The following is a 22,435-nucleotide window of genomic DNA, read 5'->3' as shown; positions in this document are numbered from 1 at the left end:
AAGATAATATTCTATTTACATTAGAGTACCTATTTTTGTAGTCAATTAATCATTAATGCATCTGATCATACAAATTTTGCAACTTTTCGGAGCAATTGCTTTGTTTATTTTTGCGATTAAACTATTAAGCGAAAATTTACAAGCATTATCTGGATCGAATTTTAAACGCACTTTAAATAAACTAACTAAAAACAATTTCTCAACAATTGTTACAGGTACTCTTTTTACAACAGCTATACAATCTTCATCGGCTGCGAGTGTGTTTATATTAGGCTTTGTAAATGCGGGATTGATTAATTTGAGAAAAGCATTTGGTTTAATATTAGGTGCAAATATCGGAACTACGCTTACATTATGGTTAGTCTATTTCGGAATGAAATTTGATTTGGTTCAAATTGCACTACCTCTCATATTAGTTGCTTTTCCATTCTATTTATCGAAAAAACGTAACCAAAGAAAAGTAGGTGGAATTTTATTTTCACTTTCGTTACTTTTTCTTTCGCTTTATTTCCTGAAAACTTTTTTGCCTTCTATCGAAAGTCATCAAAAGTTACAAGAATTTTTTCAGCATTTGTCACATTATGGCTTTTTAACAAATTTATTATTTATTCTGTTTGGAATATTATTAACAGTTTTAGTCCACTTTTCGTCAGCATCAATTACTATTTCAATTTTATTAGCGAGCAAAGGTTTACCTATCGAATTAGCTGCAATGATTGTTTTAGGAGCAAATATCGGAACTACTTTTACAGCCCATTTAGTTGCGGCAATTGGTGATAAATACACAAAAGTTGTTGCTGCATTTCATACATTTTTCAATATTGTAATTGCATTAATTTTTATGTTGATTGCAAATTTTGTTTTAAAATTTATTGGAACAACAATTTCATCGAATATCGCTGTTCAACTAATTACTTTTGATACCATTAGCAATTTGGTTGGTGTAATTTTATTTACTCCTTTTATAAATAAACTAGCTTTTTACTGTCAGAAAAAATATTTTTCTGTAAAAACTACAGATAATAAATTAGAATTTTATGCTATTCCTTTCGGAACAAATTCTGACCTATATAAAAATGAAGCAAATAAAAAACTTCTAAAACTAGCTTCTACAACGAAACAGACAATTTATACGCTTGGACGAATGATTACTGAAAGTGATGAAGAAAAGATTTTGGTTTTTCGTGAACGAATTTTAGAACTCGAAAAAGAAGGTGATCAATTGGAACGAGAAGTCAATGAATTTTTGAATGAAATTGCTGATTTAGATTTACCAAACGAAAATACAATTGCTATTCATCAGCTAATTACCCTTTGTCATCATCTGGAAAGTGTGGGCGATATTGCGATTAAAATTTCTTCTATTCATCGTCGTCGTAGAATGACAAATAGTTATTTTACACCAAAAATGAGAACGTATTTGGTCGAATTTCAAAATAATTTAGATCAAACAACGCGAATTTTAAATCAAAACTTGAACGAAACGCAAGAAGAAGTTTCTATCAAACAAGCAGAGTTTATCGAAAAAACAATTAATACAATTTACAAAGAAGCCGAAGCCAATTTGATGAAAACGATCGAAAAAGAGAAACTTTTGACTACAAGTGCGCTTTTCTACAAAGATTTAATTCAGAATTATGAAATTCTTGGTGATCATCTTTACAAAGCTAATGCAACAATTGTTAAGCTGAAAAATCAGTAGATTTTTGTAAGTTTAAAGAAATTATCTAAATATGAATATAATTTCTAAAATTTTATCAATTATTCTAATTATTATTTTCTCTACATTAATTGCTATTCTTTTTGGAATTTGTCATAATCAAATATCTTTTTCAATCTCTAATGAATTATTTGAAAAATATTTTTTCTTTCAATTTGGAACTTCAGAATGGAATATTACTAATCCGAGAATAAACGCAGCTATTGTTGGATTTTTAGGTACTTATTGGTTAGGTTTTTATTTTGGTTTAATATATTCCGTAATATTTTTATTTTTAAAAACATCTAATAATTTAAAATATATCTTTAATTCAATAGTTATAAATTTCTCTTTTGCTTTAATTGGAAGTCTTTTAGGGTATTTTATTGCAATCCTATTTTTTGATCTAGAAAATGTGTCTTTTAAAGTTGCAAATAGATATTATTAATATTAAAAATTATATTAATGCTATGTTTATGCACTCAGGTGCCTATTATGGTTCTTATTTCGGAATGGCTATTTCAATAGTCTATTTAATTTATAAAAATCAAAAGAATAATTAATTTTTCGCACACTTCTACTCTATTTTGTAATTTTGCAAAATGTTTGATTCAAAGCTAATTTTTTCTATTCAATCCGAAGAAGATTTCCAAAACGTTGCATTGGAAGTTTTCCGTTATCAAGCGCAAGAAAATGAAGTGTACAAAAACTTCTTAAATTTCTTGAACGTTGATTATTCTACTGTAAAACACACCAACAAAATTCCTTTTTTACCGATTCAGTTTTTTAAAAAATTTGAATTGATTTCAGGAAATCGTGAAGTGGAAAAGATTTTTACAAGTTCTGGAACAACTGGAATGGCAACAAGTAAACATTTAGTAACGGATTTGGCATTGTATCATTACAGTTTAGAAAAATGTTTTGAGCAATTTTACGGACCTCTTTCCGATTACACTATTTTTGCACTTTTGCCTTCATATTTGGAGCGTACAGGTTCGTCTCTGATTGATATGGTGGAGTATTGGATTGAGAAATCTGGCAGCGATAAAAGTGGTTTCTATTTGTATAATCACGATGAATTGTACGAAAATCTTATCGCGCATGAAAAAACGGGTAAAAAAGCTATTTTAATTGGAGTTTCGTTTGCTTTGTTAGATTTTGTCGAAAATTATAAAATGAATTTGCAGCACACAATTGTGATGGAAACTGGAGGAATGAAAGGTCGCAAGAAAGAAATTACGCGCGAAGAATTACATTCAATTTTGAAAAATGGTTTCGGGACAAATGAAATTCATTCGGAATATGGAATGACAGAATTGCTTTCGCAAGGTTATTCTCGAGGAGATTTAACGTTTAAATCTCCAAATTGGATGCGAATTTTAATCAGAGAAACCGAAGATCCTCTCCAATATGTTGAAGACGGAAAAACAGGCGGCGTAAATGTGATTGATTTGGCAAACTACAATTCGATTAGTTTTATTGCAACTGATGATTTAGGTAAAAAAATAACTCATAATCAATTTGAAATCTTAGGACGTTTCGATCATTCGGATGTACGAGGTTGTAATTTGATGGTGATTGAATAATAAAAGAAAAACCGCGCTAAAAAATTCAGCGCGGTTTTTGTTTATTTCTTTTTCATTAAAATGACTGTATCTTTATTCCTTTCTATAATTTTATTTAAAAAATCTGAATATTCTTTTAGGTCTTTATTGGTTATAATTGATTGATTAACTAATAAAATATAGGATATAACAAATTCATTGTCATTAATTTCGATGTGTTGTTTGTATTGTAATTTATTTCCTAAAGCCTTTATTTCTTTATTAAATTCTTCTTGTTGTAAAGTAAAATCATTAGGTATTTTAGATTTAAATTGAATAACTTTTTGAAATGGGAAATCTAATTCAACTTGATATTTTCTGTCCTTTTCAATATTTAAAAAGTTCAAATCTTCGTTAAATGGAAATTCAAACCCAAAATAATCTATATTTTTTCCTTTTGAAGCAAATATTTTATTTATAGAAGAATATTCGCCTTGATTATTTAAATCTTCTGATGAATATACTAATTCATTAAACATTGGAAAATCATATTTCTTTTGATTGTCTTTATTAAAATAACCTTTGAATTTATTTAATGATTTCATTTTAATATCACCTTGTTTAAACTCAATTTCATTTATCAAATAACTTTCTGATATCGGTGGATTTATATTAAAGAACTCATCTTGTTTAGATTCGAGTTTTAAAACCAATTGATTATAGTAATCTAAATAAGGAAAAACAATTTTTTCTTTATAATTATCGTCAACTATTTTTAAAATATTTTCATCAAAAAGATAAATCTGATTATCTAAAACTGACATATTTTGAATATTAGAAATTCTTGATACAATAGGAAAATTCATAATTAATCTTCCTCTTCTTCTAAAACTATTAATCACTAAGTGAGATTCTATTCCTTTTGATTTTAGTAGTTTATTAACTAAAATAACTAACTCTAAATTAGAACCTATTTTAGTTCTTAAAATTCCAGAATTAAAATTTGAGATTTTATCAATAGTTTTAGTATTATCGGTTTTATAATTTTTTCTAACATATTCTATTACATTTTTATATGTTTCTAATTGCGAAGATCCATTCTGAATCTTTAAAGCAATCTCATTAAAATTCGTTCCTCTTAAATTGGTTTCTATTTTCTTCGTAAAAACAGATCGAAATAAAGTCCATGTTGGAGAAGAAAAAATAGTACCATGCAAATCTTGCTCCGCTGTATATTGAAATCCTATAGACTCTTTAAAATCTCTAATATTATATATTTTATTGAATTTCTTAATACTTGGAACATTTTCAATTTCCCAAGATTTATTTGACTTCCTATTCCCATATTTTTCATTTAGTTTTTGGCCGATCAAATAAATTCGGTAATCAAAATCTGTATGCATTCTAATATCTAATTTAGATTTTAAGGTTGGGTAATCATTCTGAAAGCTCCAAGGAGTAGCATATAAATTTGCAGTACGAACATTTTCTGTTTCGTATTCTATAATAGAGCCAACTTTCAAATTTGGAATGGCATATATAATTCGTGAAGTATTTTCGTCTATTGATTCTTCAATAATATCTTTTCTATTAAGTTTTGAAATAATTACTTCATTATTAATTTTATTATAAACTTGGACTTTATTAATATTTGGACGATTATATTTATTATTAGGATTATAGGTGAATTCTAATATATTTCCTTTTACAGCTTCTTGTTTTAAAATTTTTTTTCGAATATGTTGTTTTATCACATATCCATAATTTTTCATCTGTAATTCTCCATATTCAGAAAGAATCACTGCCGAAGCGTCTGGTTCAAATGGTACTATTGAGTAACTATATTCTTCTTCTGAAATTTTTCCAAACTCAAATTTAGTTGATTGAGCTAAATTTAGTTGAAGTAAGATAAAACTAAAAATAAAATAAATTTTAAATTTCATATAAAGTGTTATTGTATAAATATACAATTAAAAACCGCGCTAAAAAATTCATCGCGGTTTTTGTTTATTTCTTTTTCATTAAGATTTCTTTCAATGATTCTGTTTTTATTTTTTCAAAAAATTGTTTCAATTCATTGTATTTATCTGCTTCATAAACTCCTTCTGGCAATAAAAATTGAATCGCTAACGTGAATTGTCCATCTTTTACTTTTGCTTCCTGATAATATTCTAAACCAAGCTCAGTTTTATGATGCGCTTTGTATTTTTCATCAATTATCACTTCATAACCTTCTGGAATTTTAGATTTCACCTGAATATTAAACAAATAAGGATAATTAAATTCTATTTTACGTTGACGATTTGTATCGTCAAAAGTATATTGTTTTAGAAATTCGCGCATAGGATTAATAAATGTATAAAATGGAGCATTCGGAATTACAGTTTTTGCTTTATAGTTTTTAACGTAAGAATCGGTATCAAAAACCGTTTTATCATTAATTTCTTCGTCCAAACGCACATCTAAAGATTCAGTCAAATATCTATTCAAAACTTTTTTTTCTTCTACATCATTATCATAAAAATAACCATTGAATTTGTCTTTACGATAGAGAACTAAATTTCCATTACTCATAAAATCATACTTTAATGATGATTCATAATAAGACAATTTTTGATTCAACTTTACAAACGAAGCATCACCTTTTTTGATGACAATTCCGTGATAATTAAATACATCTAAAGGTCCAAATTCGATTTGCTCTTTATTTAATTTCGAAGCATCTAGAATAATATTTGAAGCCCCATTATTTAATTTCACAACTGTTAAAACAGAATTAAATTGATTGACAATTGGATAAGAAAACAAAATTTGTCCATGATGACGACTACTAAACACAACCATCGAAGTTTCGAAACCTTTGGCTGTTAAAACTTCATTCAATAAAAGATTCATATCTGCCGTAGAACCAGACTTTTCTTTCAATAAAGTTTTGTTTGAACGCGTTGGAATAATTCCATAAAATCTGTTCCATTTTACATTTGAATCAATATATTCAATCACATTTTTCAAAGTTTCTACCTCATCTTTTCCATTCGGAATATTTTGCGCTACATCTCTGATTGCAGAAGGATTTCGATACAAATCATATTGTGCATTTATATCTTGAATCAAATCTCTCCACGCGCTCATCGTAGTTTTCTTTGCACCATCTGTATGATAAGTAGCAGCCTGAATTTTGATACGTTCACTCTGATCTTCAGGATTATAAACGTATTTTAATTGATTATAACTTTGGATATTATGTAATAACCACTCCGTTGAACTTGATTTGCCTTTATACTTTGTATTCAAACCATCACCAATTGTAATAATCGAATAGGTACCATAAGCTTGATTATTTAATCGAAACTTGCTCGAAAGCGTAGGTATATCATGTTGAAAATTCCATGCATCAATAGAAAAATTGTGTTCACTACTTTTGATATAAGTATACTCGATAATAGAACCAACTTTTACGTTTGGAAAAGTGAAACGTTTTGCAGCATATAATTCATTTAAAGAAACATCAAAAATCTCTTTCTCATCAATCGGTGTAATTTGCTCTACTCCATTTACAATATTTATTGTACTTCCCTTGATTCCGCTTATAGATTCATTTCTATTCTTGCTGTAATAATTCAGTTGTATATTTGCTTCCTCAAGTCCTTTATCAGTCAGAATTTTGATTCTTCGTTTTACTGTCAAATAATAATTAGACGAAGTTAAATCCATTTTTCCTTCTTCTGAAAGAATAACAGCATCAGCATTTTTCTCAAAAGGAACTTGCATTAAGTTAATTTCTTGCTCTGAAATTTTTCCAAATTTTAAATCTTTCGATTGTGCATTTACATAAAATGTAAAAAGTAAAAAGAGTAAAGTAATTTTTAGTTTCATTTTAATTTATAATTATTGCAAAAATACAATACACAATAATATATAAAGAATAAATAAAATAAAATTTTATTTACTTATGTATTAACTCTTCTAATGCTTTCTTTAATGTTGGATATTGAAATTTAAATCCTGTTTTCTGAATTTTAGTTGCGTCAATTCGAGAACCTTTTAAAACTAAATCACTCATTTGTCCTAAAGCTAATTTCATTACAAAAGCAGGAATATTTGGCATAAAAAATGGTTTATTCATTTTTTTTGCTAACATATGATTGAATGTTGAATGATTTATATTTTCTGGTGATGAAGCATTATAACTTCCATTCATTTTTTCATCTTCAACAGCTTGCGCATATACCTGTAACAAATCTGCAATATGTATCCAAGGCATCCATTGCTTTCCGTCGCCTATATTTGCTCCTATACCAAGTTGAATGGGCTTCTTTAACAATTTGAAACCTTCGCCATTCTTTGCCAAAACCAAAGAAGTTCTAACACAAACTACTCTCGCTCCTATTTTTTCGAACTGATACGCCGCATTTTCCCACGCAACACAAACTTCTCCTAAAAAATCAGTATTTGGTTCATCAGACTCATTAAAAATTTTATCTGAAGTTACTTGTCCATAATATCCAGTTCCTGATGCGGAGATAAAAAATTTCAAATCAATATTCAATTTTTTGACATCATCAAAAAGTAAATTTGTCGTATCAACTCTACTCGAAAAAATTTCTTTTTTGTAAGAATTTGTCCATCTTTTCGCTATTAAACTTCCAGCCAAATGAATAATTCCATCTAAATCTTCAAAAACTTTTTCATCAATTTTATCTTTATCCCAATGATAAAAAGGATGTTCAATGTCTGTTTCTCTTGTTAAAATTCGAACTTGATGTCCATTATCAATTAAAATCTTCGTTAATTCTGAACCAATTAATCCACTTCCGCCAGTCAATAGAATATTCATACTAAATTTTTTCCTAATTTAGCTCATTCCAAAAATATAAACCAATGTTTAAAGGTAGATTTCCTTATCTAAAAAGAATGGGAGCTGATGAAGAAAAGAAGCTGAAACAAAAAATATTCGATATAGTTTTTGAAGCTGATACACCATATGGAAAACTTTTCGACATATCTTTATTATTATTAATCCTATTAAGTGTTGGTTTAGTAATGTTAGAATCTATTCCAGCAATTAATGCAAGACATCATACAGTTTTAGTATCTTTAGAATGGATTTTAACCTTTTTATTTACTATAGAATATTTATTAAGAATCTATTGTGTTAAAAATCGTTGGCGATATATTTTTAGTTTTTATGGAGTTATTGACTTATTGTCTATTTTACCGTTTTATCTTGGTTTAGTTTTACCTACAAGTAAATACCTAGCAAGTATTCGTATTTTAAGATTGCTACGTATTTTCAGAATTTTTAACCTTACACGATTCACACGAGGAAAAAATGTATTGGTACTGGGGCTTAAAGAAAGTAAAGATAAAATCATTGTTTTTTTATCATTTGTTCTCTTAATTGTTGTCGTTATCGGATCTATCATGTATATGGTCGAACACGATCATCCTGAATCTGGTTTCACAAGTATACCAATTAGTATTTATTGGGCAATTGTTACTTTAACAACTGTAGGTTATGGTGATATTTCTCCTGTTACAGGTTTAGGACAATTTTTAGCATCTGTTGTTATGATTATAGGTTATGGTGTAATTGCTGTTCCGACAAGTATTGTAACAATGGAAATGAATAAAGCAGCTAAACATAAAGAAGATATCCCTACAAATACACAAAGATGTCGCAATTGTGGTGATGATTATCATTTAGATGGTGCTATTTATTGCAAAACCTGCGGGCATCTTTTAAATGAGCCTTAAAATTTATCCAAATTAATAAATCGATTATTGTCGATATGGTTAACGTATTCGTAATTTTTGGTGTAATTAATTGACATGTTCAATTCATAGCCAACTAACATCAAAATCACATTGATATATACAAAAATCATCATAATCATCACTAATCCAAGCGATCCATACAATAAATCGATGTTTGTAAAATAACTTAAATACGAATTAAAACCAATCACAGTTAATAAGAATAAAACTGAAGTCAAAATAGCACCAGGTAAAACTGTGCTACGCGATTTTTTGTGATTTGGTCCGAAATAATACAACATACACATCGAAACAAAGTAGAAAAGAAATACCGAAAAATAGTTGATTAAATACGAAAACTGTCCAAGTTTACTTAGAAATGAAACATTGGTTAAGTATCTCCAAATAATTGATGTTGAATACGATAAAAATACTTGCAACACAATAAAAGCTGTAAAAAACAAGGTTAAAATTATCGAAATCATTCTCGATTTAGAGTTTTTTCGCTTCACATAAACATCTTGATACGAAACATTAAATCCATTAATAATCCCCTGTATTCCGTTGGATGACATAAAAATTGTAATCAAAATCAAGAAATAATTCACTTTACGTTTTCCTTGTACAGCCGTCGTTTTATCAATATACGAAATCACTTCGTTGCTCACATGTTTAGGCAAAAGTTGAGGAAGAAGTTGTGTAAATAATAGATTTTTTATTTCTTGATAATAAACCAAATGCGGCAAAATACTAAACAAAAAAAGCAAAAATGGAAACATACTAAAAAATAAAATCCAAGAAACTGCTGCCGAACGCAACGGAAAATTACCTTTCATAACGCGAATCCAAAAAACTTTCAAGAAATCATATACCGTGATGCCCGTATTTTTGTTCATCAATTTTGTTTTCGACCAATCTCGAAAATAATTTATTCCTGTATATGTTTTAAAATCTTGTAGAATGCGCATATTTTTGTCTCAATAAATAATTTTGAATGAATATTACGACTATTTGTATCGGTAAAACAGACGAAAAAGCCATCGAAATGCTATTACAAAAGTATGAAAATCGATTGCCTTCGCACATTAATTATCAAAGAATTGAAATTCCTGACATCAAAAATCGTAAAAATTTGTCCGAAATTCAACAAAAACAAAAAGAAGCTGAGCAAATTTTGAGTAAAATCGTCAATACAGATTTTGTTATTATTTTGGATGAAAAAGGAAAACAGCCTACTTCGAAGCAATTTGCAGATGATATTCAGAATTACATGAATCAATCTGTCAAAAATCTTGTCTTTGTAATTGGTGGCCCTTATGGTTTTGAAGAATCTGTTTATAATCGTGGAAATAAAAAAATGTCTTTATCCAATATGACGTTTACGCATCAAATGGTTCGCCTATTTTTAACAGAGCAAATTTACCGAGGATTTAGTATATTGCAAGGTAAACCTTATCATCATGAATAACACCTCTCCGTTTGAAGAATTTGTTCCAAATCAAGAAAATAAACTAAGTTTCGGTATTGGAAAAGCACTTTTGTATAGCGCAATTGCGGTGATTATGATGCAGTTTGCTGGCGGAATTATTTCTGCTCCAGCACTTTTTTACAAACCACTTAATCACGTTCTTTTACCATTAGGTTTTTTAACAGGAACAGTTTGCGCAATTGTTATTTTATTGATGTTAACACAAACTAAATTTGCATCAATTTTAAAAGATATCAAACATTCTTTTACTCCAATTCAGCTCATATTATCAATAGCTTGTTGGTTATTTCTTTTGCCTTTAGCCGAGGTTGCAACAAGTTTAATTCCGACAACTGGACCTTTAGAAGAAATCTATAAAATCTTTCAAGCTTCTTTTGAAATGATGTTAGATTACAAAATCGCTGGGTTTGTTATGATTTGTATTTTGGCTCCAATTTTCGAAGAAATTATTTTTAGAGGAATAATCTTGAAAGGAATGCTAAACTTCAATGTAAATCCTACCACTGCAATCTTAATCAATGGATTAATTTTTGGATGTGCACACATGAATCCTTGGCAATTTATAGGCGCTGGACTTTTAGGAATCATTTTTGGAATAGTTTATTATCGTACAAAATCGTTGTTTTTACCTATGTTATTACATTTCTTAAACAACACACTTTCGTACTCGTTAATGCTAATGCAAGGCGATATGGAAGGCGAAGTTTTTGCACAAAGAGATTATTTATTAATTGGAGGAATGACACTTATCGGAATTTTATCTGTCTATTTATTAATCAAAAAAACAGAACAAAAAACAATATAAATGGAATTAATTTTTGCCACACATAACAACAATAAAGTAAAAGAGGTTACAAAAATGTTACCTTCTTACCTATCGATGAAATCGTTGACTGATATTAATTTCTTTGATGAAATTGAAGAAACTGGAACAACTTTCGAAGAAAATGCACAATTAAAAGCGAAAACTATTTTCTATAAAACTGGGAAAAATATCTTTGCAGATGATTCTGGATTAGTAATAGAAGCGTTAGATGGCGCGCCTGGTGTATATTCTGCTCGATATGCTGGTACAGGAAAAGACGAAGATAATATTGCAAAAGCGTTGAAAGAATTGGAAGGAAAAACGAATCGAAAAGCGTATTTTATTTCTATTTTCTGTTTAATTTTGGATGGAAAGGAATATTTTTTCGAAGGTCGAGTAAACGGAACTATTACAACTGAAATTATGGGTGACAATGGTTTTGGCTACGATCCAATTTTTATTCCTGATGGTTTTTCAAAATCTTTTGCACAAATGTCTCCTGAAGAAAAGAATGCAATTAGCCACCGAGGAAAAGCTGTCGAAAAATTAAACGATTTTTTAACTAATCTAAACGTAAATTGAGTTTACAACTAACAATATTAGGATTTAATTCAGCATTACCAACAGCTTTTACGCATCCAACTGCTCAATTATTAAACATCGCAGAACGCTATTTTTTGATTGATTGCGGAGAAGGAACACAAGTACAATTGCGAAAAGCGAAGGCAAAATTCAACCGAATAAATCACATTTTTATATCGCATTTGCATGGTGATCATGTTTTTGGATTGATTGGATTAATTTCTACACTTCAATTACTTGGTCGCGATATGCCTTTGCATATCCATGGTCCGAAAGGAATTGAGGAATTTATTACGACACAATTACGTTTAACAGAATCTAATAATTCATTCGAGATTATTTTCAATGAATTACATACAAAAGAATCTGTTTTAGTTTTTGAAGATGATAAAGTTGAAGTTTATTCTATTCCACTAAATCACCGAGTTTATACAAATGGTTATCTTTTTCGAGAAAAACCAAAACCTCGAAAATTGAACATGGATACAATTGAGGAATTTCCTGAAATTGAAATCTGCGATTATCAAAATTTGAAAAATGGTAAAGATTTTACGTTAGAATCTGGAGAAATAATTCCGAATAATTATTTAACGTTTGATGCTCAAAAATCATTGAGTTATGCGTTTTGTTCAGACACAAAATACAAACCAAATATAGTTCCGATTATTAAAGATGTCGATTTGTTGTATCACGAATCAACATTTTTACATGAATTGAAAGATTTAGCGGTTTACACAGGACATACAACGGCAAAAGAAGCTGGAATGATTGCAAAACAAGCCAATGTAAAAAAATTAATTTTAGGCCATTTCTCTAATCGTTATCACGATTATAAACCTTTGTTAATCGAAGCCCAAGAAGAATTTACGAATACCGTTTTACCAGAATTGTTGAAAACAATAAAAATAGAAAGTTAGTAATCAAAATATAAAAAAATCCGTTCGAATCATCGAACGGATTTTTTGTTTACGAAATAACTTCTATAAAACTACCTTTTTCTTCGTCTTTTGTAATTTGAAGCGCTACTGGAATTCGATCTTTTAACTCATCAACGTGAGAAATAATACCGACAATTCGGTTTTCTTTTTGCAAACTCATCAATGTTTCAAACACGATATTTACAGCATCTGTATCTTGCGTTCCAAAACCTTCATCAATAAAAAAGAAGTTTTTATCTGACTTCGCATTTGTTTGCACACTCTCTGCCAAAGCCAAAGCCAAACTCAACGAAACTTGGAAACATTGTCCTCCAGAGAGCGTTTTAACACTACGTGAACGACCTTCATTCAAATAATCAATAATCTCAAAATCATTGTTGTCATTCATTTGTAAACTCAATTGATTTCTCGTCATTCGATGAAATCTCACATTTGCGTTATCACATAACTGTTTCAAATAAATAGACGAAACATATTGCACAAATCCTGCTGAATTAAACAAATTTCGCATCGTTTGTAAATTCGTCGCTCGTTTTTTCAATTTTTCCAATTCAATTAACAAATCTTTCTTTTCAGCAAAAGATTTATTCAATCGCTCAATTTCAGTTTTTGTTTTAGTTACAGTTTCAGTCGCTTCTTTTAATTGATTTGTTACAAAAATTAATTTTTCTTCTTGTGTTTTATAAATCGTTTCATCAAAAGAAACTTCCGCTAATTTTTGCTCTAATTCATGAATTGAACTTTTTAATGTTTCGAACAAAATTCTAAAATCTTCTAATTCTTTTCTGATTTCAGAAATATTAAACTGTTGATTTAAAACCAATTGAACTTCTTCAATATTTTGTATTTGATATTTTTCTAATGCTTTTTCTAATTGATTTTGATTAATATTCAACTCTTCTTTCAACTCAATGATTTGTTTTTCAATCAATTCAATTGAAGTTTTTTGAGAAGCTAATTTTGGATTTAATTGATTTAAACTTTCTGTAAACTGAATATAATTTTGTTCAAGTTTTGTATTATTTAACTTTAAATCATTCAAGTTTTGAAGTACACTTTCTGTTGTTTGATTTTGAAAATTTTGAAATTTCAACACTTTCAAGTTTGCTTGATTCTGCTTGATTTGAGAAACTTTTTCAGTTTCTTCTAATCTAAATTTTTCTAAAGCATTTTTATATTTTTCAACAGATTGACGTTCTTTTTCTAAAGTTTCACGAAAAATTTCAATCTCTTTAGTTTTATCCGAAATTGTTTTGTCCAAAGCAATAGCAACTTTCTTTTTTTCTTCAAATAACTCAATATTTTTCGAATCAAAACCTTTCCAAACAAACAAATTCAAATGATTTTCTTGTTGAATTTTCAACTCATTCAAAACTTGATTTTCTTGTTCAATTTGTTTTTCAACAAACTGTTTTTGATCAACAATTTTCTGAACTTCATTTTGCTTTTTCTGAAGCGATTTTAGCTTTTCATCAATTTGATTTAATTCATTATTTACAACTTCAAATTTTGTTGAAATATCATCAATCTCAACAATATTCGGATGTTCTAATGCGCCACAAAGCGGACAAGATTCACCTTCGTGTAAATTATGTGCAAAATGTGCCAACTTTTGCTGAACTTCTAGTTCATTTTTCTGTTTTTCAGTTGATTTTTTAGCTAATTCAAGCTTTTCAAATTCAGAATTAAACCAATTTTCAAAACTTGAAATCTCAATATTTTCAGTTTTTAATTGAGCTTTGAAAACATTAATTTGTTGTTTTTGTTCGTCTATTTTAGATTGTTGTTTCTGAATAGATTGTTGCAAATTTTGATCCTGAACAAACCAATTTCCAACTTCCATCAATGTTTGCGCATCTATTTTTGATTCAGTTAATGTTTTGACTTCTTTTTCAGAAGATTTAATTGAAGTTTCAATTTTTTGTTCATTTTTCTGGACTTCTTCAACTTCTTTCAAACCTTTTGCAGTTCTTTCTTTTAACTTTTCAATTTCTCCTGAAAAAGTTAAAATCTGAGCAACTAATTCTAAATCAGTTTCTTCTTTTCGTTTTGTTGGTAAAGCTTCATAATCATTTTTAATTGCTTCAATTTGATTCGAAATTTCTTTGATTTGATTTTCGATTAAAACCAATTGTTTTTGTTGATTCTCAACTGAAATTGACTTTTCTTCAATTTGATTTGAAACTTTTTTATAATTTTCTAAAAGTTGAAAAAATGCATTAAAAATCAATTCATAGCGTTCAATTTCAACTTTTCGTTGATCCATCTCATTTTTCTGAATTGAAACTTTTTCGAATTCAATTTTCTTTTGTTTTAACGTCTCAAAATCTGATTTCAACGCTTTTAAACGTTGAAACGATTCATTCATTTGATTATATTCTTCTTGAACCTGAGTTGAAACTTTTGTTTGCTCAATCAAATTGCCTTCAAACTCTTTTATTCTTTCTTCCGAAACTTCTTCAAAACCAGATAATTTTCCTTCTAGTTGATTCAAATTTGTTAAGTTTTGAGAATTTAAAGCTGCAACTTTATCTTGTAAATCATAACGATGAAGTCCAAAAATTTCCTTCATCATTTGTGTACGATCTTTTGCCCCCAACTCAATAAACTCCTTGAATTGTCCTTGCGGAATAATAATTGTTCGTTTGAAATTTTCGTAACTCAACCCAATTATTTCTTCTGCTTTCGAATGATTAAGCGGAATCCATTCATTGTCTTTTTGTTCATAAAAAACAACTATTGGCGATTTTACATCTTCAAAACGTTTAGAATTTCGTTTAAATTCACGTGTTGCTCTGAATAATTTTTGTTCAAAATTATAAAAATCAAACTCTATATATGACAAATTCGATTTCAAATTCATCATATTGTAAGCACGCTTATCTTTGGAATTTAGACGTTCTGTTTCGCCATACAAAACGTACATAATCGCTTCCAGAATAGATGATTTTCCGGAACCTACATTCCCAAAAATCCCAAATAATCCTGCTTCAGTTAATTCAGAAAAGTCAATTGTTTGGCGCTCTTGGTACGAATAAAGTCCTTCTATGGTTAATTTTACTGGAATCATTTTTTAAGTTTTTAATTAAAATTTAGGTTAAGGATAAAATAAGTTTTTGATTCTTCTACAAATTCAAAATGATAGTTACATTATTTTTGTCATTCTAAATGTAATTTTCAGCGAAATGAAGAAGCTCAGATTCCTCCTAACGTCGGAATGACAATTTCACTAATGTATTTATTCAATTTCATCATTCAAAAATTTCCATTCAGAATTAAAATTATTAATAAGCAATTCTTTCTTCTCTCTATTCCAACCTTTAATTTGTTTTTCTCTTGAAATAGCTAAATTAATATCTGAAAAACATTCATAATAAATTAAAAAACAGCAATTATACTTCATTGTAAATGCATTACTAAAAACGTTAGGATTTGAATGTTGATATAATCTTAATTTCAGATTATTAGTCACTCCAACATACAATACAGTTTTCGTTTTGTTAGTAAGGATATAAACAAAATAATTATGTGTACCTAAAGTTTTCATATTATCTGAATTTAAAATTCTTCGAAAAACTCATAATGATATTTACATAATTTTTTGTCATTCTGAATGTAGCTTCAGCGAAATGAAGAATCTCAGATTACTCCTAATGTCGGAATGACAATTTCATTAAATTATGTATTCAAAATTTCGTTAAACAAATCCTTTATTTCATCGTTTGGTTCTTGGTTTCCATTTTTCGATTTGAAATAATCTGCAAACAATTCTTTCATATCTTTTGTTTGATCTGCAAACTTATATTCAACAGTTTCAATTTCTTGATTTTTCAATTTCGGAATCAAATGAATAATTCCATCATGTGATTGATAAATCAATTTTCGTTCATCAGCTTTCAAGAAAGAATCACTTTCTAAAGTCAATTCAACCAACGCATTTTGATTTTCATTTAACCATTCAACAGCTACATTTATATTATCAAAAGTTTTTCGAATAAGTGGTTTTCCGTTCTTTAATTCTATTTTATGATAAGAAATAGTTTGATTTGGTTCTGCTTCTATTAACGAAACATATTTATTTTGACCAGCTTCGGAAAAGCTATAACACAAAGGCGAAGAACTGTACACAACGGGGTTTTCTTCCGATCCTATGTTCTTAAAACCATGTAAATGCCCTAAAGCTGTATACTGAATTTGAGGCGGAATAGCTTCAGAAAAAATCATATCTGCATTTCCAATTTTAATCGGTTTTTCTCCTTCTGGTTCCTCTAAAATTTCAGCACCTTTTTGATTCATATACAAATGCGCCATCAACAAATTAACTCCATTTTCATCACAATATTCATCCGCAATATTTTTCCAATTTGTCGCTAAAACTTCATTCAATGCATCTTCTTTATTCTCTCCAAAATATTGTTTCAAACGGATTTCGTTTGCATAAGGCGTATGAATAATTCGAATCGGAAAATCAAAAGAATTTAATTTCAATTCAATCATTCCTTCCACTGATTTTGAAATTTTGAAATCATTTAATTCAAATTCCTGAATTTTTGCATTTGGATAACCAATCAAAATAATTCCACATTCGCGTGCCAACGGATCTGGCGCGTCAATCAAACTTGGAGAATCGTGATTACCAGAAATCGCTATAACAGGACGTTTCCCATTATTTGAAAGTTTTTTCAATGTTTTATAAAATAATTCTACAGCTTCTACACTTGGATTAAAATTATCAAATAAATCTCCCGCAATAAGTACCAAATTAACTTGCTCTTGATCTGCAATTTCGACAATTTCATTCATCACTAAAATTTGTTCTTCTAATCGTGAAAAACTATCTAATTTTTTACCCAAATGCCAATCGGCTGTATGTAGAATTTTTATCATTATTCTCCCGTTTCTGGTTTATTTTTATCGTTAAATTGTTGATTAATTACTTTCAATCGAGCTTTACGTTCAGCTTCGGCTTCTTGCGCTTTACGTTTCTTCTGATCTAACTTTTTTTTATGAGCTTTTTTATTCGCATCGGTATTTCTACTCATTTTATACATTTTAAAAGTTAATATTTCATCATGTCAAATAATATAACAAATTTAGCTTAATTCATAAAGAATTGTAAATATTTTGCCCAACTAAATTGAATTCATTAACTTGTATCAAAAGTTATCGAATTTATTAATTTAAAAACATTTGAATGGGAAAAGGAGATAAAAAAACAAGAAGAGGAAAAATTGTAAATGGCTCTTATGGTGTAAAACGTCCGAGAAATAAGTATTATTACGAAGAGGAAGTTGTTGAAGAAAAACCAGCTAAAAAAGCTAAAAAGTAATTTTTTGAAGCTGAAAATCAAGTTTGATTTTCAGCTTTTTTTATTACATACATTTTTTTAATTTCTTTAAATCCTTCACTTTCAAATTAAAAAATTTATTATAGTCAGGATCTACCATACTTTCTTCAAAAACTTTATTATTAGTAAGATCTATCGTAAACCAATTTGCATTATAATCACGTTCAGGATAATGTTGAACTAAAACAAATCGATATATATTTTTTTCTACTTCGATAGGTTGTAAACCATAATGAGTTCCTCCATTATCTTTAATCAATTCTTCCCAATCTTTAGTTAATTCTTTTATATAATCTGAATTGTACAAAGCATTTGCAGCGATCTTTTCACATTTGGAAGTTGATTGAGCTTTTATTGAAAATGATGCAAATAAAACTATTAATAAAACTATTTTCTTCATTTTTTAAGTTAGTTAATTTCTTCTTCTAATTTAATCAAAAAAGTAACTTAAGAATTCTTATTTTGAAATTATTCTTCTTTTTTTATCAATTATGTTTTAGCTTTGAAACCGCTTAAATAGCAAGTTTTAGAGATTATGAAACATAATGATTTGGAAATTAATCGCTTAATTGAACGATTAGAAACTTTAGGAATTTTAGTAGAAAATATTACAACTTCTGGATTTGGAAGTATGTTAAATTTTGAAATGACTTACCAACTTCCTAATCAAAGTATTTCTAACTCTATCAATTTTAGACGTTTTGATATACAAGACGTTTATCTTTATTTCAAAGAATCTGTTAATCAAAAAGGTAATTTACTTTTCGTTGATTTGTAATTAAACCATTTCCAAATTTTATACGTTATTGTAGCTATACAAAAAAACCACTCAAAATTGAGTGGTTTAGAAACATCTTTTTTAATTTATTTTAAAAAATATTATAACCTAGAACAAATGAAATTGTAGAATATTTCGTATTCACATTTAATTCATCTAATAATTTTCTATCAGTAAGATAACGTACTTCAACATTAAATTTGTCTTTAAAATTATATCCAATACCGGTAGCAACATTACCTCTACTATTAATTTTATAATCCCAATAAGTATATTCACCTCTTTTAAATTGAATACTAGAATCTAGATTAAGGTTTACCATATACTGTAAATTAATAAACAATTTAGAATCTTGATTTAAAAAGAAGTAGTGTCTTACTCCAAAAGGAATTTCAATATTTTTATAATCTACATCAACAATATCACCACTTGTCAATTTAGTACCTTTAACTTTATAACCTTGATAAGATGGTTCTACAATCAAACTCCATTTCTTTTTATTAAATGGTAAAATAAATTCAGCTTCAATTCCTAAACCGAAACCAGTTTTATTACCTAATTTAGCTGATTCAGTATCTGTTGAAATATTTAATTTGGAATTATTTAAACGAGGTCTTAACCATAAATTAAAATCAACTTTTTTAGATTCTTTCGAAAAAGTTAAATCAGAACCTTTACACTTATTAATTTCTGTAAAAAGTTTTGTTAATTCACTTTCTCTGTAATTTACTTTTTTAATTCTATCATTAGAAATCGATTCACATTTGAAATTTTGAGCAATTTGTCCTCTAAATGTTCTGTTATAAGCAAACTGATTTGTAGAAACTTCATATTTTTTATACACTAATTGCTCAATATCTCCAGTATTATTTTTGTAAAAAAATCTCTTCAAATTATAATCATTGTAACCATATAATGAAGCATCACCTTCTATCAATACTTTCAAAAATAATTTTTCTTTTTTAAAGTCTGGTTCTTCATTTGAGCTTATTTTATCCAAATCTTCAGAAGATCGATCAATCTTAATATCCGCTCTAACATATTTGGATTGATTATCAATTCCAAATTCTTTTATCTGATTTATCGTTGTAATTTCAACTTTAGAGGTTTCATTATTTTTATACTCTATTGATTTAGGATTGTTTAGCCAGTCTACATTTTTGATTAAAACAACTTGCTTTTGATTATTGTTATCAATTAAATAACCTTGTTCAAATCTGATTTGCGCTTGTATCGTAATTGACAATAAGAATACTAAGATTAATTTTAATTCTTTCATAAGTGATTATAGTGTTTAATTTGATACAAACATAAACAAAAAAACCACTCAAATTTGAGTGGTTCAGAAAAATACTATATTGTAATTTATATCTGCTGATACATAAAGTTTTCACCAAGATAAACGCGACGAACATCTTCATCATTTGCTAATTCTTCTGGTGAACCTTCTTTCAAGATTTTACCTTCGAACATAATATATGTTTTATCAGTAATTGCAAGCGTTTGCGATACATTGTGATCGGTAATTAAGATTCCGATATTTTTATCTTTTAACGAACGTACAATCTTCTGAATATCCTCTACCGCAATTGGGTCAACTCCAGCAAAAGGCTCATCTAATAAAATAAAATTAGGCTCTGTTGCCAAACAACGTGCAATTTCGCAACGTCGACGCTCACCTCCAGAAAGTAAATCTCCACGATTTTTACGTACATGCTCTAACGAAAACTCTTCAATCAAAGCATCGGTGCGCATTTGTTGTTCTTTTTTGGAGTGTTTGGTGAATTGTAAAACTGATTTGATGTTATCTTCTACAGAAAGTTTGCGAAAAATCGACGCTTCTTGTGCCAAGTATCCAATGCCTTTTTGTGCACGTTTGTACATCGCATCACTTGTGATATCTTGTTTATCCAAAAAAACTTTTCCTTGCGTAGCCTTTACCAAACCAACAATCATGTAGAAAGAAGTCGTTTTACCAGCACCATTTGGCCCTAATAATCCAATAATTTCTCCTTGTTCTACTTGAAAAGACACATTTTTTACGACGTGTTTTTTACCGTAATCTTTTACTAAATTCTGACCTTTTAATACAATTCCCATATCGCTTCAAAGATAGGATTTTTGTTATTTAATCGAGCTAATAATATCATATTTTGTGATGATATGATATTTTCCGTTTTCTAATTCTATTAAAACAGCTTGATTATCTTTTGTAATTAACTTCGAAACTTCTTCAATAGATGTTCCTGCTTTTACTACTGGATAAGGTTTTCCCATAATTTCGTGAACAGGTTTTTCTGCTACATTTCTATCTTCTAAAAATGCTTGAAACAAATCTGATTCTTCCAAAGAACCAACAATTCCATTCACGTCCATTACTGGAATTTGAGAAATTTTGAAACGACGCATACGATCAATTGCATGAGAAGCCAATTCCTCTGTACGAACCGTTACCAAAGGTTTATCGACATGTTCTTTTATTAAATCTACAGCCGTTTTGATTTCTTCGTCCAAATATCCTCTATCACGCATCCAATCATCATTAAAGATTTTTCCAACATAACGAGAACCTGAATCGTGGAATAAAACTACCACAACATCGTCTGGTCCGAATTCGTCTTTCATTTGCAACAATCCTTTGATTGCAGATCCCGAAGACATTCCAACAAACAAACCTTCTTCTAAAGCTAAACGACGCGTATAAACCGCTGCATCTTTATCAGTCACTTTTGTAAATCCATCAATGATATCAAAATCTACATTTTCTGGTAAAATATCTTCACCAATTCCTTCTGTTACATAAGAATACACTTCATTTTCGTCGAAGATTCCAGTTTCTTTATATTTTTTGAAAACTGATCCATACGTATCAACTCCCCAAATTTTAATGTTAGGATTTTTTTCTTTCAAGTATTTTCCAACACCTGAAATTGTTCCTCCAGTTCCAACTCCAACAATAAAATGCGTTACTTTCCCTTCTGTTTGCTCCCAAATTTCTGGTCCAGTTTGCTCATAATTCGCTTGCGCATTCGATGGATTATCGTACTGATTTACATACCAACCATTATGTGTTTCTTGAGCCAAACGTTTAGAAACTGAATAATAAGAACGTGGATCATCTGGTTCAACATCCGTAGGACAAACCACAACTTTTGCACCAACAGCACGCAAAATATCCATTTTCTCTTTCGATTGTTTGTCTGTAATCACACAAATTAATTTGTAACCTTTGATCACAGCAGCCAAAGCCAGCCCCATTCCTGTGTTACCAGAAGTACCTTCGATAATTGTTCCTCCAGGAACTAAACGACCATCTTTTTCGGCATCCTCAACCATTTTCAACGCCATACGATCTTTACAAGAATGACCAGGGTTAAAATATTCAACTTTTGCTAAAACCGTACATGGTAAATCCTTTGTAATCTTATTAATTTTAACCAAAGGTGTATTCCCTATCGTTTCTAATATATTGTTTGCGTATTTCATTTTTTTCTAA

At 28.8% G+C, this 22,435-nt stretch carries 22 protein-coding genes; 10 read left to right on the top strand and 12 right to left on the bottom strand.

Features of this window, described 5'->3' with window-relative positions; genetic code table 11:
- Positions 1-55: 55 nt before the first annotated feature.
- The 3 genes from E4J94_RS03105 (at position 56) to E4J94_RS03095 (ending at position 3,285) form a co-directional block, all read left to right on the top strand.
- Positions 56-1,702, top strand: coding sequence for a Na/Pi cotransporter family protein (locus E4J94_RS03105; protein ID WP_135834416.1), 1,647 nt, complete (start codon positions 56-58; stop codon positions 1,700-1,702).
- A gap of 31 nt (positions 1,703-1,733) precedes the next feature.
- The gene (locus E4J94_RS03100; RefSeq protein ID WP_135834415.1) at positions 1,734-2,147 is read left to right on the top strand and encodes a hypothetical protein; all 414 of its coding nucleotides are present in this window, start codon (positions 1,734-1,736) and stop codon (positions 2,145-2,147) included.
- Positions 2,148-2,301: 154 nt separating this feature from the next.
- A complete protein-coding gene (locus E4J94_RS03095; RefSeq protein ID WP_135834414.1) occupies positions 2,302-3,285 on the top strand; it encodes a long-chain-fatty-acid--protein ligase in 984 nt (327 codons plus the stop codon).
- A 41-nt stretch (positions 3,286-3,326) separates the two neighbouring features.
- On the opposite strand, the gene E4J94_RS03090 is transcribed toward E4J94_RS03095, so the two are convergent.
- The 3 genes from E4J94_RS03090 to E4J94_RS03080 all read right to left on the bottom strand — a co-directional run bounded on the left by E4J94_RS03090 (position 3,327) and on the right by E4J94_RS03080 (position 8,080).
- Positions 3,327-5,186 carry a DUF3857 domain-containing protein gene (locus tag E4J94_RS03090; protein ID WP_135834413.1) on the bottom strand — a complete coding sequence of 620 codons (1,860 nt, stop codon included), beginning with the start codon at positions 5,184-5,186 and terminating at the stop codon, positions 3,327-3,329.
- A 64-nt stretch (positions 5,187-5,250) separates the two neighbouring features.
- Positions 5,251-7,119 (bottom strand): DUF3857 domain-containing protein, encoded by a 1,869-nt coding sequence (locus E4J94_RS03085; protein WP_135834412.1) that lies wholly within the window; start codon positions 7,117-7,119, stop codon positions 5,251-5,253.
- A 70-nt stretch (positions 7,120-7,189) separates the two neighbouring features.
- Positions 7,190-8,080, bottom strand: a complete 891-nt coding sequence (locus E4J94_RS03080; protein ID WP_135834411.1) for a TIGR01777 family oxidoreductase — start codon at positions 8,078-8,080, stop codon at positions 7,190-7,192.
- A gap of 44 nt (positions 8,081-8,124) precedes the next feature.
- Between E4J94_RS03080 and E4J94_RS03075 the strand changes: the two genes are divergently transcribed.
- Positions 8,125-9,000: an ion transporter gene (locus E4J94_RS03075; RefSeq protein WP_125348825.1), complete on the top strand. Its 876-nt coding sequence runs from the start codon at positions 8,125-8,127 to the stop codon at positions 8,998-9,000.
- Here E4J94_RS03075 and E4J94_RS03070 read toward each other — a convergent pair.
- Positions 8,997-9,968: a YihY/virulence factor BrkB family protein gene (locus tag E4J94_RS03070; RefSeq protein WP_135834410.1), complete on the bottom strand. Its 972-nt coding sequence runs from the start codon at positions 9,966-9,968 to the stop codon at positions 8,997-8,999. The genes E4J94_RS03075 and E4J94_RS03070 overlap by 4 nt on opposite strands.
- A 26-nt stretch (positions 9,969-9,994) precedes the next feature.
- Here E4J94_RS03070 and rlmH point away from each other — a divergent pair, with 26 nt between their 5' ends.
- The 4 genes from rlmH to E4J94_RS03050 are packed head-to-tail and all read left to right on the top strand — an operon-like array spanning position 9,995 to position 12,793.
- Positions 9,995-10,468: a 23S rRNA (pseudouridine(1915)-N(3))-methyltransferase RlmH gene (gene rlmH / locus E4J94_RS03065; protein ID WP_135834409.1), complete on the top strand. Its 474-nt coding sequence runs from the start codon at positions 9,995-9,997 to the stop codon at positions 10,466-10,468.
- Positions 10,461-11,294, top strand: coding sequence for a CPBP family intramembrane glutamic endopeptidase (locus E4J94_RS03060; protein WP_135834408.1), 834 nt, complete (start codon positions 10,461-10,463; stop codon positions 11,292-11,294). Before rlmH ends, E4J94_RS03060 begins: the two co-directional genes overlap by 8 nt.
- Positions 11,295-11,876 carry an RdgB/HAM1 family non-canonical purine NTP pyrophosphatase gene (gene rdgB / locus E4J94_RS03055; RefSeq protein WP_135834407.1) on the top strand — a complete coding sequence of 194 codons (582 nt, stop codon included), beginning with the start codon at positions 11,295-11,297 and terminating at the stop codon, positions 11,874-11,876.
- Entirely contained in the window at positions 11,873-12,793 is a 921-nt protein-coding gene (locus E4J94_RS03050) for a ribonuclease Z (protein ID WP_135834406.1), read from the top strand. Before rdgB ends, E4J94_RS03050 begins: the two co-directional genes overlap by 4 nt.
- A gap of 49 nt (positions 12,794-12,842) precedes the next feature.
- Here the strand turns inward: E4J94_RS03050 and E4J94_RS03045 are convergent, their stop codons facing one another.
- From E4J94_RS03045 to E4J94_RS17570, 4 genes are all read right to left on the bottom strand, one after another.
- Positions 12,843-15,884, bottom strand: a complete 3,042-nt coding sequence (locus E4J94_RS03045; RefSeq protein WP_135834405.1) for an AAA family ATPase — start codon at positions 15,882-15,884, stop codon at positions 12,843-12,845.
- A gap of 168 nt (positions 15,885-16,052) precedes the next feature.
- Positions 16,053-16,361, bottom strand: a complete 309-nt coding sequence (locus E4J94_RS03040) for a GIY-YIG nuclease family protein (protein ID WP_135834404.1) — start codon at positions 16,359-16,361, stop codon at positions 16,053-16,055.
- 131 nt (positions 16,362-16,492) lie between these two features.
- Positions 16,493-17,698: a metallophosphoesterase family protein gene (locus tag E4J94_RS03035; protein ID WP_135834591.1), complete on the bottom strand. Its 1,206-nt coding sequence runs from the start codon at positions 17,696-17,698 to the stop codon at positions 16,493-16,495.
- A gap of 2 nt (positions 17,699-17,700) precedes the next feature.
- The gene (locus tag E4J94_RS17570) at positions 17,701-17,856 is read right to left on the bottom strand and encodes a hypothetical protein (RefSeq protein WP_168801817.1); all 156 of its coding nucleotides are present in this window, start codon (positions 17,854-17,856) and stop codon (positions 17,701-17,703) included.
- Positions 17,857-18,008: 152 nt separating this feature from the next.
- Here E4J94_RS17570 and E4J94_RS03030 point away from each other — a divergent pair, with 152 nt between their 5' ends.
- Positions 18,009-18,143: a 30S ribosomal protein THX gene (locus E4J94_RS03030; RefSeq protein ID WP_135834403.1), complete on the top strand. Its 135-nt coding sequence runs from the start codon at positions 18,009-18,011 to the stop codon at positions 18,141-18,143.
- Positions 18,144-18,186: 43 nt separating this feature from the next.
- Here E4J94_RS03030 and E4J94_RS03025 read toward each other — a convergent pair whose 3' ends face one another.
- Positions 18,187-18,561, bottom strand: a complete 375-nt coding sequence (locus E4J94_RS03025) for a hypothetical protein (protein WP_135834402.1) — start codon at positions 18,559-18,561, stop codon at positions 18,187-18,189.
- 135 nt (positions 18,562-18,696) lie between these two features.
- Between E4J94_RS03025 and E4J94_RS03020 the strand changes: the two genes are divergently transcribed.
- On the top strand, positions 18,697-18,939 hold the full coding sequence (locus E4J94_RS03020) for a hypothetical protein (protein ID WP_135834401.1): 243 nt from the start codon (positions 18,697-18,699) through the stop codon (positions 18,937-18,939).
- Between the two features lie 91 nt (positions 18,940-19,030).
- Here the strand turns inward: E4J94_RS03020 and E4J94_RS03015 are convergent, their stop codons facing one another.
- The 3 genes from E4J94_RS03015 to E4J94_RS03005 form a co-directional block, all read right to left on the bottom strand.
- The gene (locus E4J94_RS03015) at positions 19,031-20,218 is read right to left on the bottom strand and encodes an outer membrane beta-barrel protein (protein WP_135834400.1); all 1,188 of its coding nucleotides are present in this window, start codon (positions 20,216-20,218) and stop codon (positions 19,031-19,033) included.
- An 86-nt stretch (positions 20,219-20,304) separates the two neighbouring features.
- Positions 20,305-21,033: an LPS export ABC transporter ATP-binding protein gene (gene lptB / locus E4J94_RS03010; RefSeq protein ID WP_135834590.1), complete on the bottom strand. Its 729-nt coding sequence runs from the start codon at positions 21,031-21,033 to the stop codon at positions 20,305-20,307.
- A 30-nt stretch (positions 21,034-21,063) separates the two neighbouring features.
- Positions 21,064-22,425 (bottom strand): pyridoxal-phosphate dependent enzyme, encoded by a 1,362-nt coding sequence (locus tag E4J94_RS03005; protein ID WP_135834399.1) that lies wholly within the window; start codon positions 22,423-22,425, stop codon positions 21,064-21,066.
- Between the last annotated feature and the right edge of the window lie 10 nt (positions 22,426-22,435).

The organism is Empedobacter tilapiae (assembly GCF_004785645.1).
In the GTDB taxonomy this organism is placed as follows: domain Bacteria; phylum Bacteroidota; class Bacteroidia; order Flavobacteriales; family Weeksellaceae; genus Empedobacter; species Empedobacter tilapiae.
This window is presented reverse-complemented; position numbering and strand designations above follow the sequence as displayed.

Bases quoted from the DNA above. Each gene is read 5' to 3' on its own strand.
- E4J94_RS03105 (WP_135834416.1), top strand. From the start codon at position 56: ATGCATCTGATCATACAAATTTTGCAACTTTTCGGAGCAATTGCTTTG.
- E4J94_RS03100 (WP_135834415.1), top strand. From the start codon at position 1,734: ATGAATATAATTTCTAAAATTTTATCAATTATTCTAATTATTATTTTC.
- E4J94_RS03095 (WP_135834414.1), top strand. From the start codon at position 2,302: ATGTTTGATTCAAAGCTAATTTTTTCTATTCAATCCGAAGAAGATTTC.
- E4J94_RS03090 (WP_135834413.1), bottom strand. From the start codon at position 5,186: ATGAAATTTAAAATTTATTTTATTTTTAGTTTTATCTTACTTCAACTA.
- E4J94_RS03085 (WP_135834412.1), bottom strand. From the start codon at position 7,119: ATGAAACTAAAAATTACTTTACTCTTTTTACTTTTTACATTTTATGTA.
- E4J94_RS03080 (WP_135834411.1), bottom strand. From the start codon at position 8,080: ATGAATATTCTATTGACTGGCGGAAGTGGATTAATTGGTTCAGAATTA.
- E4J94_RS03075 (WP_125348825.1), top strand. From the start codon at position 8,125: ATGTTTAAAGGTAGATTTCCTTATCTAAAAAGAATGGGAGCTGATGAA.
- E4J94_RS03070 (WP_135834410.1), bottom strand. From the start codon at position 9,968: ATGCGCATTCTACAAGATTTTAAAACATATACAGGAATAAATTATTTT.
- rlmH (WP_135834409.1), top strand. From the start codon at position 9,995: ATGAATATTACGACTATTTGTATCGGTAAAACAGACGAAAAAGCCATC.
- E4J94_RS03060 (WP_135834408.1), top strand. From the start codon at position 10,461: ATGAATAACACCTCTCCGTTTGAAGAATTTGTTCCAAATCAAGAAAAT.
- rdgB (WP_135834407.1), top strand. From the start codon at position 11,295: ATGGAATTAATTTTTGCCACACATAACAACAATAAAGTAAAAGAGGTT.
- E4J94_RS03045 (WP_135834405.1), bottom strand. From the start codon at position 15,884: ATGATTCCAGTAAAATTAACCATAGAAGGACTTTATTCGTACCAAGAG.
- E4J94_RS03040 (WP_135834404.1), bottom strand. From the start codon at position 16,361: ATGAAAACTTTAGGTACACATAATTATTTTGTTTATATCCTTACTAAC.
- E4J94_RS17570 (WP_168801817.1), bottom strand. From the start codon at position 17,856: ATGAGTAGAAATACCGATGCGAATAAAAAAGCTCATAAAAAAAAGTTA.
- E4J94_RS03030 (WP_135834403.1), top strand. From the start codon at position 18,009: ATGGGAAAAGGAGATAAAAAAACAAGAAGAGGAAAAATTGTAAATGGC.
- E4J94_RS03025 (WP_135834402.1), bottom strand. From the start codon at position 18,561: ATGAAGAAAATAGTTTTATTAATAGTTTTATTTGCATCATTTTCAATA.
- E4J94_RS03020 (WP_135834401.1), top strand. From the start codon at position 18,697: ATGAAACATAATGATTTGGAAATTAATCGCTTAATTGAACGATTAGAA.
- E4J94_RS03015 (WP_135834400.1), bottom strand. From the start codon at position 20,218: ATGAAAGAATTAAAATTAATCTTAGTATTCTTATTGTCAATTACGATA.
- E4J94_RS03005 (WP_135834399.1), bottom strand. From the start codon at position 22,425: ATGAAATACGCAAACAATATATTAGAAACGATAGGGAATACACCTTTG.